The sequence below is a fragment of the Aggregatibacter sp. Marseille-P9115 genome, assembly GCF_920939465.1.
GTDB lineage: Bacteria > Pseudomonadota > Gammaproteobacteria > Enterobacterales > Pasteurellaceae > Aggregatibacter > Aggregatibacter segnis_B.
The window spans coordinates 930,568-946,472 of the sequence record NZ_OV100759.1; the positions used below are offsets into that span (position 1 = coordinate 930,568).

Here is a 15,905-nt window from a genome sequence, read left to right on the forward strand (position 1 = left end):
CGATACTATGAAAAACCTACTTACAAACCCACAACCGAGCCAAAGTGATTATATTAACGCTATCGTCAAACTGGGCTCCCGTGTTTATGAAGCGGCGACCGTCACGCCGTTACAAAAAATGGGCAAATTATCCGACCGTTTACATAACCATATTTGGATTAAGCGCGAAGACCGCCAACCGGTTAACAGCTTCAAACTGCGTGGCGCCTATGCCATGATTTCTACCCTGTCTGATGAACAAAAACAGGCAGGTGTAATCGCAGCGTCGGCAGGTAACCATGCGCAAGGCGTGGCATTATCGGCGAAACAACTTGGCTTAAAAGCCCTTATCGTGATGCCACAAAATACCCCAAGTATTAAAGTGGATGCGGTGCGTGGTTTTGGTGGCGAGGTGTTATTGCACGGTGCTAATTTCGATGAAGCCAAGGCCAAAGCCATTGCGCTTTCCAAAGAAAAAAACATGACGTTTATTCCGCCTTTCGACCATCCGTTAGTCATTGCCGGCCAAGGCACATTAGCGATGGAGATGTTGCAACAAGTGGCGGATTTGGATTATGTCTTCGTGCAAGTGGGCGGTGGCGGTTTGGCTGCCGGTGTGGCAATTTTACTCAAACAATTCATGCCGGAAATTAAAGTCATCGGCGTGGAATCCAAAGATTCTGCCTGCCTAACTGCCGCATTAGAAGAAGGCGAACCGACGGATTTAGCACACGTTGGCTTATTCGCCGATGGCGTCGCGGTAAAACGTATCGGTGATGAAACTTTCCGCCTATGTCAACAATACCTTGACGACATGGTGCTGGTAGACAGCGATGAAGTCTGTGCCGCGATGAAAGATCTGTTTGAAAACGTCCGCGCCGTATCCGAACCCTCAGGAGCCTTAGGCTTAGCCGGTCTGAAAAAATACGTCAAACAGCACAACATTCAAGGCAAAAACATGGCAGCCATTTTGTCCGGTGCCAACTTGAATTTCCATACCCTTCGCTATGTGTCCGAACGTTGCGAAATCGGTGAAAATCGCGAAGCCTTACTTGCGGTCACCATGCCGGAACAGCCAGGCAGCTTCTTAAAATTCGTCCATGTGTTGGGCAGTCGTGCGGTTACAGAATTCAGTTACCGTTATGCCGATGATAAACGCGCCTGCATCTTTGTGGGGGTTCGTACGGCAGATGAACAAGAAAAAGCCGATATCATCGCTGATCTCACGCAAAACGGTTTTGATGTAGAAGACATGTCTGATGACGACATCGCCAAAACCCACGTGCGTTATTTAATGGGCGGTCGTGTTGCGAATCACGGAGAACGTCTTTACACCTTTGAATTTCCAGAACAAAAAGGCGCCTTGTTGAAATTCCTTGAAACGCTGCAAAACCGTTGGAATATCTCACTCTTCCACTATCGAGCCCATGGTGCCGACTATGGCAATATCCTCGCAGGATTTCAGTTGGAACAAAGCGATGTCGCCGAGCTTGAAAGTGCATTAGAAAAACTGGACTACGTCTATCAAGATGTCACAGACAGCAAATCGTATCGTTATTTCTTGCGTTAAAACCCTTTAAAAAAAGACCGCACTTTGCTCTTAAATCATCAAGTGCGGTCTTTTTTATTGAGGATTTTCTTATAACGTCTCTTTGTAATAGCAATTAAAAATTCATCAAAATTAGGATAAAATCTAGCCTTTATATTTAGCCCAATATTTCTAACCTATGTCAGACGCTCAAAAACATATTTTAGTGGTTTCTTACTCTCAAACAGGACAGCTTGATGCGCTGACCAGTCATTTTCTTCATCCATTAAAACAACAAGAAAACACCGTGATCGAAGAATATAAAATTCGTCCGCTTCAACCTTATACCTTTCCTTGGAAATTTATTCCGTTTTTTAATCAATTTCCGGAATCGGTACATCTAAAGCCGGCACCAATAGAAACACCCGAATTACAACAAAAACACTATGATTTAGTCATCATTGCTTATACGGTTTGGTTCTTGTCACCCTCACAGCCCATCACTGCCTTTTTGCAATCAGAGCAAGCCAAGATTTTGAAGAATACACCGGTGATCACACTGATCGGCTGTCGCAATATGTGGCTGATGGCACAAGAAAAAATAAAGAAAATGCTGACCGCACTTGATGCGCCTCTTATCGGAAACATTGTAAAAACCGACCAATCCAATTCGTGGGCCAGTTTTATCACCACACCGGCGTGGATGTTAAGCGGAAAGAAACGTTATTTTTCATGGCTTCCCAGTGCAGGCATTAGCGATGATGAACTTCTTGATATGCAACGCTTTGGCACCAAATTGGCAGAAACCCTGAATGAAGACCAACCGCTCAATAACGCGCTCTTTCGTCACATGGGTGCGGTCAAAATTGACGAAAAACTGATGATGAGTGAGAAAGTCGGTCATCGTAGTTTCTATTTGTGGGGCAAATTGCTGTTAAAGTGCGGTCAAATTTCACCGCGTTTTCGCCGTGTTGTGCTCTATTTTTATATTCTCTTTTTAATTATACTGATCCTCACGGTCGTGCCGCTCTCTGCGGTCATCAAACGCTTACTTAAACCATTATTAAAAGAAAAATTAGCGCGTCAAAAACGCTATTTTGCCGAACCATCAGGGGAATAATCTTGACTGCACTAGCCGATGTTTACATTAACCGAGTCGCTGCTTTTTTACCCAATGCGCCTGTGGATAACGATCACATGGAACACGTATTGGGCATGGTAGGCGATACGCCGTCCCGTGTACGCAAAATGATTTTGCGTTCCAATGCCATCAAAACCCGTCATTACGCAATTGATCCAACGACACGAGAAACCACACACACCGGCACAGAATTAGCGGTTGAAGCAATCAGCGGGTTAATTGCTCAAGGAATGGATGTTAATGACGTCAGCTGTCTTGCTTGCGGCACGTCCTATCCTGATCAAGTCATGCCCGGTCAAGGCGTGATGGTGCATGGTTTAATCCCAAATGCACCGGCTTATGAAGTGCTCACGACAGCAGGAGTTTGCGTGGCGGGTATGGCAGCGATGAAACATGCTTATAACGCCATTCGTACAGGCGAGCATCAAGGCGCCATTGCCGTGGCCTCCGAAACGGCTTCCGCCATTATGCGGGGTGAACATTTCCAAGCAGAAATCGACCAAAAACAATTGGAAGACGCCAAACCTGAAATCGGTTTTGAAAAAGATTTCTTACGTTGGATGTTGTCTGATGGCGCGGGAGCGGTGCAATTAAGCCATCAACCAAACGCGCAAGGCGTGAGCCTGAAAATTCACTGGATTGATCTGATTTCCTATGCCAACGAAATGCCGGTGTGCATGTATGCCGGCGCAGAAATTCAAGACACGCGATTTATCAGTTGGAAAAACGTCACTAAGGACGAGCGCGACGCACGTAGTCTTATGTCGGTCAAACAAGATGTCAAATTGCTCAACGAAAATATTGTGCGTTGTACGGTGGAAAATGCCCTGTTGCGTTTAATCGAAAAATATCGTTTGAAAGCCGAAGATATTGATTATTTCCTGCCGCATTATTCTTCCGGTTTTTTCCGTGACAAATTGTTAGATGGGCTGAAAAATATCAATTTCGTTATTCCACAAGAGAAGTGGTTTACCAATTTGGAAACAAAAGGGAATACCGGCTCAGCCTCCATCTACATCATTCTTCAAGAATTTTTAGAGAAATATCCGCTAAAAAACGGACAAAAAGTGTTGTGTTATATTCCGGAAAGTGGACGTTTTTCCTCCTGTTTTATGTTGCTTGAGGTCGTCAATGGAAATTAACGATATCCCGCAAGACAACAGCAAAATCTTTCGCGGGCAACGCAAAGTGGTCTATGCTACCAAAGACGGCAATTACCAAACCGCTACCACTAACGGCTGGGAAACGGAAGAATTCGCGACAGAACAAGCGGTGGAAGAACTCAACCAACTGACTGCCGAAGCGTTAGACGCCGTAAAACGCGGTGAAAAATCACCACTCTTTTATTATATGTACCGCTACCGCTTCGACCTCCCCAGCCTCGCTCAAGCCACCGGCTTCTGGCAATGGCAAATCAAACGACATTTTAAACCAAGCGTGTTTGCTAAATTGTCGGATAAGGTGTTAAGCAGATATGTGGAGGTATTTGGGGTGGCAATTTTAGAATTACAATAGGTCTAAATCCAATAAAGAGAATTACGGTTGCTGAGCTTGTCGAAGCATAAGTAATTCTCCTCAAGATAAAAAATGAAAGGTTGGATGTATATTTTAAGATGCTCAGATGGCAGTTACTATACCGGTAGCACTAGAGACTTAGAAGGTAGGCTTTATGAACACCAAAATGGATTGGGTGCAGTGTTTACAAAGAAAAGATTGCCGATAAAACTCGTTTATTGCGAAGAGTTTGAACGAATTGATGACGCTTTTTATCGTGAAAAACAAGTTCAAGGTTGGAGCAGAGCAAAAAAAGATGCGCTAATCCAAGGGCAATATGATCTTCTCCCTAAATTGGCGAAAACCAGAAATTAACCGCTAAAATCACTCATGCTTCGACAAGCTCAGCAACCGTAATTTTAGCTCTTGTATATGAATAATAATGAACAACTTTCACCACCAACACACCGCTCACTGTGAAAGCGGTGTCATGTCTACCATGTTAAAAGCACAAGGTGTGGATTTTAACGAAGCCATAGTTTTTGGTTTGGCCTCGGAGTTGACCTTTGTTTATATTCCGTTGGTAAAAATTAACGGATTGCCGCTGATTTCTTATCGAATGCCGCCGCGTTCCATTATCAAAAGGCTATCAAAGCACTTGAAAGTGCGGTTGAAAATGCAAAAGTTTCGTTCGCCACAGGCTGGGCAGCAAGCGTTAGATCAAGCACTTGATGAAGAAAAATTGGTCGGTTTACAAACCTCTGTTTTCTGGTTGCCTTATTTCCCGCCTGAAATGCGTTTTCATTTTAATGCGCACAATTTAATTGTGTACGGTAAAGAACAAAATGACTATTTGATTAGCGATCCCGTGTTTGAAAGCGTACAACGTTGTACTGCAGAAGATTTGCAACGGGCACGTTTTGCGAAGGGCGTATTAGCGCCGAAAGGGTTGATGTATTATTTTGAAAATCAACCTGACTTAACACAAATTGACTTACCAAACCTCATCCGTAAAGCCATTCGCAAAAATGCCAAACAAATGTTGGCTCCACTCTTTTTCGTCGGCGTAAAAGGCATTCGTACCGTTGCCAAACAAATTGAAAAACTGGTAAATCATCCTTCGGAAAAATATAAACGCTTATATTTAGGCCATATCGTGCGTATGCAGGAAGAAATCGGCACTGGTGGGGCAGGCTTCCGTTATTTATACGCCTATTTCCTTGAACAAGCCGCTGATATCTGCCAAGAGCCAAAATACAAACAAACCTCCGAACACATGACGGAAATCGGCGACATGTGGCGCCAATTCGCGCGCTTGTGTGTGAAGCAATGCAAAAAACCAACAACGGAAGGCTATAAAGCGGTGGCGGACTATTTGCGGGAGATTGCGGATAAAGAACAATACATTTGGCAAACCTTACGTAATTTATGATTCAAATAAACCATCTTAGCCATCACTACCCCAACGCGGAAAAGAACGCATTAAGTGCGGTCAGTTTTCGCATTGAATCTGCTTCTACCGTAGGCCTACTTGGCCCTAATGGTGCGGGGAAAACGACATTAATGTCTCTTCTTGCTGGGCTACAATCCGTACAACAAGGAGAGATTTATTTTGATGGCGTGCCTTTGGCGAAATTGAGCAAGAAACAACGCCATCAGATTTCCTTGGTGCCACAGGATTTTGCTTTTTATCCGCTGCTGACCGTTTGGGAAAATCTGACATTTTTTGCATCATTGTATGATGTTCAGGATAAAAACTATTTGTTGGAATTACTCGCTAAAGTAGATTTAACATCTCATAAAAATAAGCTGGCGAAGCATTTATCCGGAGGGTTAAAACGCCGTTTAAATTTTGCTATTGGCTTAATTAATCGCCCAAAAGTGATTTTTCTCGATGAAATCACCGTGGGGATTGACCCGCAATCTCGTCAGTTTATTTTAGATAGTGTAGCGGCGTTGAAACAGCAAGGTGTGACGGTGATTTATACCTCTCATTATTTGCAAGAAATTGAGCAATTATGTGACAAATTAGTGCTGTTAAATGAAGGCAATCTCATTTATCAAGGCGCGGTGCAAGGCATTTTAGAAGAAGGGCAAAGTCTGGAACGTTTTTATTTAGATTTTTTAAATAAGGCGGGAAAAATATGTTAATTGCATCGATTATCAAAGAAATGCGTCTATTAAGCCGTGATATGCATGGCGTTGCCGTATTATTTATTATGCCGATTTTGTTTATGTTGATTATGTCGGCCGCCTTGAGTAACAATAATGCGTTAAGCAATCGCTCGGAAATTGTGCTATTAAGTGAAAAAAATCAACTTAATGATGATTTCTTAGCCAAACTCAAACAAGAAAACCTCGCCGTTAAACAAGCGCCACTGTCAGAATTAACACAATATCAAGCCGAGCTACAAGCGGGTAAGTTTGATTTATTGATTTTAAATCCGAATGAAAAACAGACCGCACTTTCAGAAGAACAAGCCTTGCAGCTTTGGTTAAATCCCAGCGTAGATCGCAGTTGGCTACTGGGTGTGAAAGGTGTGTTGCAAAAGCATTATTCGCAACTGCGTTTAAACGATTATTTGGCAGACAATCACATTACGTTAGAAAATAATAAACGCAAGCCAATCAAAGAGATTCAAAATAAAGTCAATAAAGAACTGGACAGCAAATTCGCGCAAATTAAGGATTACCTTGCGAAAGATTTGTGGCAGGAAATTTATGTAAATCGACAAGGAAAAGAGGTTTCTAAACCTAATTCTGTGCAACACAGTGTTCCTGCATGGCTGATTTTTGGTATGTTCTTTATTATGATTCCGCTTTCCAATGTGATGGCGATGGAACGCCAAACCAACACGCTGACTCGCTTGCGTATGGCACGAGCTTCTGCATTGAGTTTGATTATTGCCAAGCTAATTCCTTATTTTTTGATCAACCAATTACAATTTGTCGGTATGGTAGCGCTAGGTTATTTTGTGTTGCCTGCGCTAGATATGCCTGCGTTTACGCTTTCCGGAAGTTGGTTGCCTTATTTTGTCTTATCTGCTGCAGTAAGCCTTGCCGCACTAGGTTATGGTTTATTAATCAGTGTGCTGGCAAGGACGACCGAACACGCCGTCGTGTTGGGTGGGGGCGGCATTATTATCATGGCGGCCATTGGCGGTATTATGGTGCCGGTGTATGTCATGCCTGAAATCATGCAAACTATTTCACAATTTTCACCCATGGGATGGGCATTAAGCGGTTTTCAAAATTTACTGTTAAACCAATATCACCTCAGCCAAATTCAACAACCGCTCTATTTATTAAGTGGCTTTGGTGCGATAACGTTACTTTTTGCCACGTTAACTTATCAACGACAATTAACCAAACAAGCGAGATTCTAATGGCTTATCTTTTCACGCTGGAATCCCCGGCATTAGAACAAGAACTCAAAAAACTGATTATCCAAGAAACAGAAAAAGACGAATTTGACCCAATGGAAATCAGCGATGATGAATGGCTCTTCGGTGAACAAAGCCGCATTCAGTTGGATTCTTTAGATGCCTTGCAGGTCGTTGTGGCATTACAAGCACATTTTGGTGTGCGATTACAGGGAGATCGCATGGTGCGCAAACACATGATGACCATACACGATCTTGCTGCCTTTATTCGCGAACAACACCAAAAAGCCTAATGAACGTTTATCTCACCGCGGCTTCTGCCAAATTTGCCAATCATCTCGGGCAACGAACCTCTCATATGTTGGGGCAACCGCTTCATTTTCCTTATTTCAACGCGTTTGATGAGGAATTGCTCTCTCTTGAACAACTCTATGCCTATTTTGATGTAGAAATCGACCGCACTTTACAACTGGCAGGCTGGGATAAAAGTGAATTGAAAAACATCCCCATTTTGCTCGGCTCAACAGCCTATGTGATCAGTGATTGCGAGGCCCGTTTAGCTAATCATCTTCCTTTGCCGGAACAACACAGCCTGGCAGTCATTGCCGATGATTTACGCCGACGTTATCAAACGGAGGTCTTTAGCTTCGCAACCTCTTGCACCTCCTCTGCGCAAGCGATGGGATATGCTTACAAAATGCTCCAAAACGGTCTGTATGAAAAAGCCTTGGTCATCGGGTTTGAAACATTTAATCGCCTGACATTTGAGCATTTTCAAGCAATGAATTTGTTATCGCAGGACGCACAATATTTGCCGTTAATCCAGCCAACAGGCATTGTGCTAGGCGAAGGCATCGGTTGTGTCGCCTTATCTGTTCAACCGAATCCGCAATGCTCTTGTGAACTATTAGGCGTGGTCACGCTAACCGACAATGAAAACCTAACGAACAGTAGCGAGTCCGCATTACGTCACCTGATTCACGCCAGCTTAAACAAAGCCAATTTATCTCCTACACACATTGATGGGGTGAAAGTACACGGCGTTGGTGGAAATAGCGATGAAATGGAGCTCCTTGTTTTACAAGACCTCTTCCCGAATGCGCAACAGCTTTCACTGAAAGCACGAATGGGGCATACGCTCGGCGCCAGCGGTGCATTAGAAAGCGCATTTTTGTTCGAGCAATTTACAAACAATGAGCAAAAGTGCGGTTATTTTTTAAATTATTTCTTAGGCTTTGGCGGCAGCAATATTGCTTGGGTACTTAAGGTGGGGCAATGACGTATTATATTCAGCAAATCCATCATTTCAGTGGTAATCACAAAGATGACAAGTCCTTGCGTCAAGAATTGAAAACCTACGGCGTAGATGCTCGTCGTTTAAGCCGGTTTACGCAACTTGCCTTACTTGGCGCCCTTCCTCTCAAGGCTTATTTAGCAGAAAAAAGTGGGATTTACTTAGGCTCTCCATTTAATTCACCAAGTAAATTCGACAAAATGTTCCACCAACTGACGGCACAAAATCTACCAAGTCCGCTGGATTTTATGGCGAACATTAACAATGCGGCGACCTTCCAACTGGCGCAAACCTTACAAATTAACGGAAATTCGCTCTTCTTAGCGGTCAATCAACACACTATTTGGCAACCGCTACAACTGGCATTATTGGATTTAGAACAGGACACAATACCATCTGCTCTCGTCGGTTGGGTACTAGAAACGGATGACGAGCAACAAGAAGGCGCCTGTTTTTGGGTGATATCGAAAGACGCTAAAAGTGCGGTCAAAAAATTAACTGTTTTACCTAGCGCTGATAACATGAAAGAGAAGGATTTTTTATCTCTAGTGCAAACGGCACTTTACTAGGTCGGGTGCAGAACCCGACCTTACACATTAACCCTGCCAGCGTTTAAAAATTAACGATGTATTCACACCGCCAAAAGCAAAGTTATTGTTCATGACATAATCCGTGTCAATATAACGGCCGTCACCTTGAATATAATCTAGCTTGCCGCAACGCTCATCAATATGATCTAGATTAATGGTTGGCGCAAACCAGCCATCACGCATCATTTCAATGGAAAACCAAGACTCTAATGCACCGCAAGCCCCAAGTGTGTGGCCTAAATAACTTTTTTGCGAGCTTAATGGAATGTGACCGAATACGGCTTCTGTCGCGAGCGTTTCTGCAATATCACCTTGTTCTGTTGCCGTACCATGCCCATTCACATAACCAATATTTTCCGGAGATAAACGGGCATCTTTTAACGCCAATTCCATGCAACGTTGCATTGTGTCTTTTTGCGGGCGGGTCACATGCGCACCATCGCTATTTGCCCCATAGCCTACGACTTCTGCAATAATATTAGCGTTACGGGCAAGCGCGTGTTCCAGCTCCTCGAGGACAAAAATCCCGGCACCCTCACCAATGACCAAACCATCACGATCTTTATCATAAGGACGTGGTGTTTTGTCCGGATTGGCATTATTGCGGCTAGCCGCATATAAAGAATCAAACACATAGACTTCCGATGGGCAAAACTCCTCCGCACCACCAGCCAACATCATGGGAATTAAACCGTATTTTATGGATTCATAAGCGTAGCCGATACCTTGGCTACCGGAAGAACACGCACTAGAAGTAGGAATAATGCGTCCGGTCAACCCGAAGAAAATACCGATATTGGCGGCGGCGGTATGCGGCATCATGCGCACATAAGTATTCGCATTAAAACCATCGGATTTACCGGTCATAAGCAACTCTGCCGCGTCACGCACATCATTGGTAGAGCCTGTCGAAGAACCACAAGAAACGCCCATTCTGCCGTCCTTTAAATAAGCCAGAATTTCGCCGTTTTCATCCAATAATCCCGCATTTGCTAACGCATTTTCAGCGGCTTCCACAGCAAGTTGAGAGACGCGTCCTAAACTGCGCAGTTGTTTGCGATTCCAATGCTTCGGTGGCTCATACCCTAAAATTTCGGCCCCCAGATTAGCGCCCAACTCAGGATAACGTTCTGCCCATTCTATTTTTGCCTGCACTGCATTTTGTTTGCGTTGAAAAGCCGCTTTGACAGACGACCATTCTTTACCAAAGGCAGTAACGGCGCCGATTCCCGTAATCACAACTCGTTTCATTTATTTATCTCTTTGACATCTTCATGGTTTCTAGATGCGTTAGCATAAACCGCCATTCACGGCGATCACTTGGCGGGTGATGTAAGCCGCTTTTTCATCCATGAGAAAATCTACCGCATGCGCCACTTCTTCCGGCTCGCCCATTCGCCCTGTTGGAATCACTTTTAGAATTTCATCAATAGGCACATTTTCATCCAGAATATCCGTATCAATTAACCCCGGTGCCACGCAGTTTACGGTAATTTTACGTTTTGCTAATTCCACTGCAAGCGCCTTCGCCGCACCGATAATCCCAGCTTTGGAAGCACTATAATTGACCTGACCACGATTGCCGATTAAGCCCGACACCGATGTAATACAAACAATACGCCCTGCTTTGCGGCGACGGATCATCGGCATCATAATCGGATGTAATACATTGTAAAAACCATCCAAATTCGTACGCAATACTTGATCCCAGTCCTCTTCGGTTAAGGCTGGAAATGCGTTATCACGGGTGAGTCCTGCATTCAGTACCACGCCGTAATAAGCGCCGTTCTCTTCCACATCGGCAAGTAGCTTTTCTGCAACCTCCGCACGATGACTGACATCAAACTGCAATACGCGAGCACGTTGCCCCAATTCACGAACAGCCTGTGCAACCTCTTCCGCCTCTTCCACTCGACTACGGCAATGTACCACAATATCAAAGCCTGACTGCGCCAACTGTAAGGCAATCGCCTTGCCAATACCTCGGCTAGAACCTGTGATTAAAACTGTTTCACTCATATAAATTCCTTAGATTAGATAAAAAGTGCGGTGGTTTTTAGCGATGAATTTACGCTTGCGGTCTGAAGACATTTAATGCGCCTTCCACGATAATCTGCTGACTGTTAGCATCGATTAATTGGCAATCGAACACGCCAAAACCAGAGACATCTTCAATGGAAAGCTTAATTTGAATACGTAATTTACTGCCCATAGCAATATAAGGCTGATGAATACTTAATTTACGCGAACCCAGCCAGTACCCTAATCCGATGGGTTTTCCGAGTTGCGCACATTTACAGCCATCCCAGGCGGCAACGCCTTGCGCCATAATTTCCGCCCCTAAAAAACTAGGCAGTCTCTCCCCCTGGAGAAAAAGGTTATCCGGTCGAACCTCCATCTCGGCAATCAAAAAATCCGTACCAAAATCAAGAATTTTGTCCAGCATAATCATTTTGCCACTGTGCGGCACCAAAGGTGCAATGTCTGTTATCGGACAGGTTAAATCAGCCATGTCGTTCCCCTAAAATCAATACGGTATTATTTCCACCAAAAGCAAAAGAACTGCTCGCCCCAATACGTTGTGACTTAGTCCACTGACTTTGTTCATGGGTGATATTTATTGCCGGCAACGCAACATCGGTCTGATGATCCCACAATTGTGCAGGCAACTTACCTGTCGGATTCAATGTACGATCGATAATGCCCCATACAATCGCAGCCTCTACAGCCCCAGCTGCGCCAAGAGTATGCCCTGTGTAGGGTTTGGTCGTGGTACATGGCGTATTATCGCCAAACACCTGATGAACCGCTAAGGTTTCCATTTGGTCGTTATGTACTGTGCCCGTGCCGTGTAAATTAATCCAACCTATTTCATCCGCTGCTAATTGGGCTGAGTTCAGTGCAGCACGAAACGCAGCAATCGCGCCCTCACCTTCAGGATGCGGAGACGACATATGATAAGCATCACTGCTTGCGCCGTAACCTAACAACGCAATGTTGCTTTCTTCTAATTTTTCTCGTGTCATCATAAAAACAGCTGCGCCTTCACCAAGATTGATGCCATCACGATTAACCGAAAGCGGGTTAGAACGTTTATCGGACAATACAGATAAAGAGGAAAAACCACTGATCGTGAGAGGCGAAAGTTCATCTACCCCACCGCAAATCACCGCATCACACAAGCCGGCATTTAATAAACGCGCAGCACTGATTAAGGCTTTTGCGCCGGAAGTACAGGCAGTAGAAATACCGTAAGTTAGCCCTTCTAAACCATATTGATAGGCGACAAAATCAGCCGGTGCAGAAAAATATTGTTGCTGTTGTTTAAAGGATTTACCTGACCAGTCATGATGTTGTGCCGCATATTTAAACACCGGAATATTTTCATCAACGCCGGTTGTCGATGTGCCAATTACCACGGCAATACGATGTTTTCCAAAACGTTGAATGGCCGATACGATCTGATCTTCTATTTGCGCCAAACAATGCCAGAGTAATTGATTGTTACGGCTCACATGGATTTCCGGTAAATTCTGTGGGAAAGGACGTAAAGGAACATTCACTTCGCCAAAGACGCGTGGTTTTCCGTCTAGCCCATAAATATGAAAAGCACGCTCGGAAAGTTTTAGTGGCGAATCCTCGGCATTCAGTAAATGTTGAACATGTCTCTCGATACCTTCACCTAAACTGCTTAGGATTGCCGGTTTGCTTAAATAAAGTGCGGTCATTTTTCTCTTAATTTAGTTCCTCGATTCGCCAATGGCTATGATCCGACAAATCGATTTCAATCATGGATGGCAATTGTCTGATTTGCCATACTTTTTTCTGTTTAACAAAATAATCTGCGCCGTTTGAAATAGGCTGAACAGCGCTAAAATCAAATAAAGGTTGCTGCGGGTTTAACGCCGTAGAAAGGGCGGAAAAGAGCTGACGAGCCTGTTGATTCGGCATAACAAAACCGTCATTTTGCCACCCTTGTTTAGTTAAAATTACTCTCGCTAACGGTGCACCAAGCGGATCCGTTTGCACCCAACGCCATTGTTGCGCATCCATTTGTAAGGTTAACAAACTGGCTTGCTGTAATTGATTTTCAGCCGTCACTTGTTCGACTTTAAAGATTCGAATGCCTTGATGCGCCGGCAACTGTTTTACCGTTGGTAATGTGCTACACGCCGTTAGCATGGCAAAAAAGAGAATTAAACAATATTTCATACTTCCTTACCGCAACATTTTAAACGTAATGATAACACTGAATAACACCCCAAAACTGACGCTTAAACCAAAAGAGGCAACAGCAGGTGTCGAGCTTAAGCCCAGTAAAACAAAGGAAATGAGCGTTGTGGTTGCCGCCAATAATACCGCAATGTACTTACCGTATAAAGGTTCATTTGCCGTTTGCATATAGGCGGTATAATCAATCCCGATGGCAGACACCAATAACAAGCCAAACATCGTAAATAAACTGATTGGCCAGCCTACCCAGCCGAAAATGGCTATCGTCAACACAATGGCACACAATGGTGGCAATAACATGGTCACCGTCTTTCTCACACCAAAGAAACGCCATAACAATAAACCGGCAAACAAAAATGACATTGCTTTAAGCCAGGCTGCCTGATCACGGGTGGCTTGAAATGCCTGATTCAAATGCGCTCGTTTATCCGTCCAAAAGATATCTTGTTGATTGGCCAAATTTTCAAATGGAAAGACCGATTGACCGACAATCTGCACGATACCTGCAACTTTCCCAGGCACCAAATGACCTAAATATAATGTTTGCCACGCCTGCCCGATTTGTTGCTGCAAGGCAGAAGATAAAGATATAGGCGTTTCTGTACCTAATGCCACCAAAGCGGTTTGGATGGTTTCCGGCGGAATCCCAATATCTTGCAACACAGCATAATCTTGCGGTTGGACCGCCGCAGTGAATTGCTGAATAAATTGTTGCTGTTGGTTTGTGGACATAAGCCATTGAGATAAGGCTCGGTACGGAATATTTTGCGCCTCTAGTTGCTGAGTCAAGACAGTCTCTTTTTCCAGTAATTCATCATCATTCTCTGCAAGCACCAAGAAATAACGATTCCCTAAGTCAATGCCCGTTAACTCACTGATTTGCTTTGCTTCCATCAGCATGCCCTGCGGCATAGCAACCCATTCGCGAATATCATCGCGCCAACTTGATTGAAACAACCCTGCCGCAACAAAAAGCAAAGCGATACTTTTCGCCAAAATGCCGAATTTATAGTGTAAAAACAGCGTAAAAATCGACCGCACTTTAGGTCGGGAAAGCAAAGGTTTTGCCTGATAATGACGAAATAGTGGTGGCAAAAAGAGCAAGGTCGCTAACATCGCAGCAATCAGCGCTACGGCAGAAAAAAGTGCAGTTTGTTTTAATACCGGAAGTACCGTAAAACCTAACAAGCCATACCCGAGCAAAGTCACCAATAGGCTAATCAAAAAGGTAAAACGCAATTTCCGCATGGTCTGCGCGGCGTTCCAAGTAATATGAGAAAGTGAAGATGAAAGCCAATGAAGCGGGAAATCAATGAGCACACCAATTAAGCTGGTACCGATAACAAGGGTTAAAATGTGAATTTGTCCAAATGCGTACACCGTTGCCGTCACGCCACTTAACATACCGGCTAAGATCGGCAAAAACAACCAAAGCACACGAAAGGTTCGAAACGTAAATAGCAACAACAATAAGGTCAGGCTAATGCCCAAGATACTCATGAAAGTGCTTTCTTGTTCTGCTTTCACTTTGGCATGCGCTGCAAATAACGCCGCACCGGCAGCACGCATTTGTCCTTTATTTTCTTCAATGTGAAGACGATTTTGCGCCAAAAGTGCGGCCAAATTAACAGATGGATTAATCAAACTACTCTGTCGCAATACGCCTCGTAACAACACCCATGTTTGATCGTTTTCCGTCACATAAAGCATGCCATTTGCCGCATTCCATTGAATACGACTTTGTGTTTGCGCCTGTGGCAAAACAAAACGCCCCAACCCTAGCCAATCTTGCTCTAAAGACAATAAATTGCTTTGCGTAAAAGGGTTGATCAATTGTTCGGCATATTGTTGGAAATATACTTGAGGCTCCGTTAATAACTGCTGACGAATTTCTTTCGGTAAGGTGGCTAAACGTAGGTGTTTGATTTCATTGCGTAACACATCAATATCCGCTTGCATTCTCTCATTCACCTGAGCAAACAAACCACTTTCCCGCCATTGTTGTGCTACAGACGCATTTAATGTAAAAGCGGTTTGCGCATCCGAATGGCCGACCAGCAAAATCACTTGTTGATTGAGTTGTTCTTCTTGATGTTGATCCACCTTCACCTGCCAAGACGACCAGCCTTGTTCTTGCGGCAATAAAGCGCGTAAATCTGTTTGTAACCAATGACCTTGCTTCACAGCATAGCCAAACAGCAACAAGGTGATCAGTAAAAATGAAGCATAAAGGAAGGCAAGTGCGGTGGATTTTTTCATCGTT

Annotated in this window: 17 protein-coding genes; 11 read left to right on the forward strand and 6 right to left on the reverse strand. The window is 44.1% G+C overall.

The window, feature by feature from the left end:
• Positions 1–7 precede the first annotated feature (7 nt).
• From ilvA to LQ983_RS04370, 11 genes are all read left to right on the forward strand, one after another.
• On the forward strand, positions 8–1,549 hold the full coding sequence (gene ilvA / locus LQ983_RS04320; RefSeq protein ID WP_230622605.1) for a threonine ammonia-lyase, biosynthetic: 1,542 nt from the start codon (positions 8–10) through the stop codon (positions 1,547–1,549).
• Positions 1,550–1,706: 157 nt separating this feature from the next.
• Entirely contained in the window at positions 1,707–2,627 is a 921-nt protein-coding gene (locus tag LQ983_RS04325) for a dialkylrecorsinol condensing enzyme (RefSeq protein ID WP_230621776.1), read from the forward strand.
• Between the two features lie 2 nt (positions 2,628–2,629).
• Positions 2,630–3,790 carry a beta-ketoacyl-ACP synthase III gene (locus tag LQ983_RS04330; protein WP_230621777.1) on the forward strand — a complete coding sequence of 387 codons (1,161 nt, stop codon included), beginning with the start codon at positions 2,630–2,632 and terminating at the stop codon, positions 3,788–3,790.
• Positions 3,780–4,163, forward strand: a complete 384-nt coding sequence (locus tag LQ983_RS04335; protein ID WP_230621778.1) for a hypothetical protein — start codon at positions 3,780–3,782, stop codon at positions 4,161–4,163. The genes LQ983_RS04330 and LQ983_RS04335 overlap by 11 nt, the downstream gene beginning before the upstream one ends.
• Positions 4,164–4,235: 72 nt before the next feature.
• Positions 4,236–4,517 carry a GIY-YIG nuclease family protein gene (locus LQ983_RS04340; RefSeq protein ID WP_230621779.1) on the forward strand — a complete coding sequence of 94 codons (282 nt, stop codon included), beginning with the start codon at positions 4,236–4,238 and terminating at the stop codon, positions 4,515–4,517.
• Positions 4,518–4,584: 67 nt separating this feature from the next.
• The gene (locus LQ983_RS04345; protein WP_255664554.1) at positions 4,585–5,574 is read left to right on the forward strand and encodes a BtrH N-terminal domain-containing protein; all 990 of its coding nucleotides are present in this window, start codon (positions 4,585–4,587) and stop codon (positions 5,572–5,574) included.
• On the forward strand, positions 5,571–6,293 hold the full coding sequence (locus LQ983_RS04350; RefSeq protein ID WP_230621781.1) for an ABC transporter ATP-binding protein: 723 nt from the start codon (positions 5,571–5,573) through the stop codon (positions 6,291–6,293). The genes LQ983_RS04345 and LQ983_RS04350 overlap by 4 nt, the downstream gene beginning before the upstream one ends.
• Entirely contained in the window at positions 6,287–7,528 is a 1,242-nt protein-coding gene (locus LQ983_RS04355) for an ABC transporter permease (RefSeq protein ID WP_230621782.1), read from the forward strand. The genes LQ983_RS04350 and LQ983_RS04355 overlap by 7 nt, the downstream gene beginning before the upstream one ends.
• Entirely contained in the window at positions 7,528–7,818 is a 291-nt protein-coding gene (locus tag LQ983_RS04360; protein WP_230621783.1) for a phosphopantetheine-binding protein, read from the forward strand. The genes LQ983_RS04355 and LQ983_RS04360 overlap by 1 nt, the downstream gene beginning before the upstream one ends.
• Positions 7,818–8,804 (forward strand): beta-ketoacyl synthase N-terminal-like domain-containing protein, encoded by a 987-nt coding sequence (locus tag LQ983_RS04365; protein WP_230621784.1) that lies wholly within the window; start codon positions 7,818–7,820, stop codon positions 8,802–8,804. Before LQ983_RS04360 ends, LQ983_RS04365 begins: the two co-directional genes overlap by 1 nt.
• A complete protein-coding gene (locus LQ983_RS04370; RefSeq protein ID WP_230621785.1) occupies positions 8,801–9,388 on the forward strand; it encodes a hypothetical protein in 588 nt (195 codons plus the stop codon). Before LQ983_RS04365 ends, LQ983_RS04370 begins: the two co-directional genes overlap by 4 nt.
• A gap of 27 nt (positions 9,389–9,415) precedes the next feature.
• On the opposite strand, the gene LQ983_RS04375 is transcribed toward LQ983_RS04370, so the two are convergent.
• Genes LQ983_RS04375 through LQ983_RS04400 form a run of 6 tightly spaced genes read right to left on the reverse strand, consistent with a single transcriptional unit; the run spans position 9,416 to position 15,901 of the window.
• Positions 9,416–10,660, reverse strand: a complete 1,245-nt coding sequence (locus LQ983_RS04375; RefSeq protein ID WP_230621786.1) for a beta-ketoacyl-ACP synthase — start codon at positions 10,658–10,660, stop codon at positions 9,416–9,418.
• A gap of 39 nt (positions 10,661–10,699) precedes the next feature.
• Positions 10,700–11,428 (reverse strand): 3-oxoacyl-ACP reductase FabG, encoded by a 729-nt coding sequence (fabG, locus tag LQ983_RS04380; RefSeq protein ID WP_111295553.1) that lies wholly within the window; start codon positions 11,426–11,428, stop codon positions 10,700–10,702.
• A 49-nt stretch (positions 11,429–11,477) separates the two neighbouring features.
• Positions 11,478–11,921 (reverse strand): dehydratase, encoded by a 444-nt coding sequence (locus LQ983_RS04385; protein ID WP_230621787.1) that lies wholly within the window; start codon positions 11,919–11,921, stop codon positions 11,478–11,480.
• On the reverse strand, positions 11,914–13,137 hold the full coding sequence (locus LQ983_RS04390; RefSeq protein WP_230621788.1) for a beta-ketoacyl-ACP synthase: 1,224 nt from the start codon (positions 13,135–13,137) through the stop codon (positions 11,914–11,916). Before LQ983_RS04390 ends, LQ983_RS04385 begins: the two co-directional genes overlap by 8 nt.
• Before the next feature lie 7 nt (positions 13,138–13,144).
• Positions 13,145–13,621 carry a hypothetical protein gene (locus LQ983_RS04395; protein ID WP_048750136.1) on the reverse strand — a complete coding sequence of 159 codons (477 nt, stop codon included), beginning with the start codon at positions 13,619–13,621 and terminating at the stop codon, positions 13,145–13,147.
• Positions 13,622–13,627: 6 nt separating this feature from the next.
• Positions 13,628–15,901: an MMPL family transporter gene (locus tag LQ983_RS04400; RefSeq protein ID WP_230621789.1), complete on the reverse strand. Its 2,274-nt coding sequence runs from the start codon at positions 15,899–15,901 to the stop codon at positions 13,628–13,630.
• Positions 15,902–15,905: the final 4 nt, after the last annotated feature.

Excerpts from the sequence above, each read along its gene's own strand:
- LQ983_RS04335 (WP_230621778.1), top strand. The coding sequence starts at position 3,780 with ATGGAAATTAACGATATCCCGCAAGACAACAGCAAAATCTTTCGCGGG.
- LQ983_RS04400 (WP_230621789.1), bottom strand. The coding sequence starts at position 15,901 with ATGAAAAAATCCACCGCACTTGCCTTCCTTTATGCTTCATTTTTACTG.
- LQ983_RS04365 (WP_230621784.1), top strand. The coding sequence starts at position 7,818 with ATGAACGTTTATCTCACCGCGGCTTCTGCCAAATTTGCCAATCATCTC.
- LQ983_RS04390 (WP_230621788.1), bottom strand. The coding sequence starts at position 13,137 with ATGACCGCACTTTATTTAAGCAAACCGGCAATCCTAAGCAGTTTAGGT.
- LQ983_RS04350 (WP_230621781.1), top strand. The coding sequence starts at position 5,571 with ATGATTCAAATAAACCATCTTAGCCATCACTACCCCAACGCGGAAAAG.
- LQ983_RS04370 (WP_230621785.1), top strand. The coding sequence starts at position 8,801 with ATGACGTATTATATTCAGCAAATCCATCATTTCAGTGGTAATCACAAA.
- fabG (WP_111295553.1), bottom strand. The coding sequence starts at position 11,428 with ATGAGTGAAACAGTTTTAATCACAGGTTCTAGCCGAGGTATTGGCAAG.
- LQ983_RS04385 (WP_230621787.1), bottom strand. The coding sequence starts at position 11,921 with ATGGCTGATTTAACCTGTCCGATAACAGACATTGCACCTTTGGTGCCG.
- ilvA (WP_230622605.1), top strand. The coding sequence starts at position 8 with ATGAAAAACCTACTTACAAACCCACAACCGAGCCAAAGTGATTATATT.
- LQ983_RS04325 (WP_230621776.1), top strand. The coding sequence starts at position 1,707 with ATGTCAGACGCTCAAAAACATATTTTAGTGGTTTCTTACTCTCAAACA.
- LQ983_RS04340 (WP_230621779.1), top strand. The coding sequence starts at position 4,236 with ATGAAAGGTTGGATGTATATTTTAAGATGCTCAGATGGCAGTTACTAT.
- LQ983_RS04375 (WP_230621786.1), bottom strand. The coding sequence starts at position 10,660 with ATGAAACGAGTTGTGATTACGGGAATCGGCGCCGTTACTGCCTTTGGT.
- LQ983_RS04360 (WP_230621783.1), top strand. The coding sequence starts at position 7,528 with ATGGCTTATCTTTTCACGCTGGAATCCCCGGCATTAGAACAAGAACTC.
- LQ983_RS04395 (WP_048750136.1), bottom strand. The coding sequence starts at position 13,621 with ATGAAATATTGTTTAATTCTCTTTTTTGCCATGCTAACGGCGTGTAGC.
- LQ983_RS04345 (WP_255664554.1), top strand. The coding sequence starts at position 4,585 with ATGAACAACTTTCACCACCAACACACCGCTCACTGTGAAAGCGGTGTC.
- LQ983_RS04355 (WP_230621782.1), top strand. The coding sequence starts at position 6,287 with ATGTTAATTGCATCGATTATCAAAGAAATGCGTCTATTAAGCCGTGAT.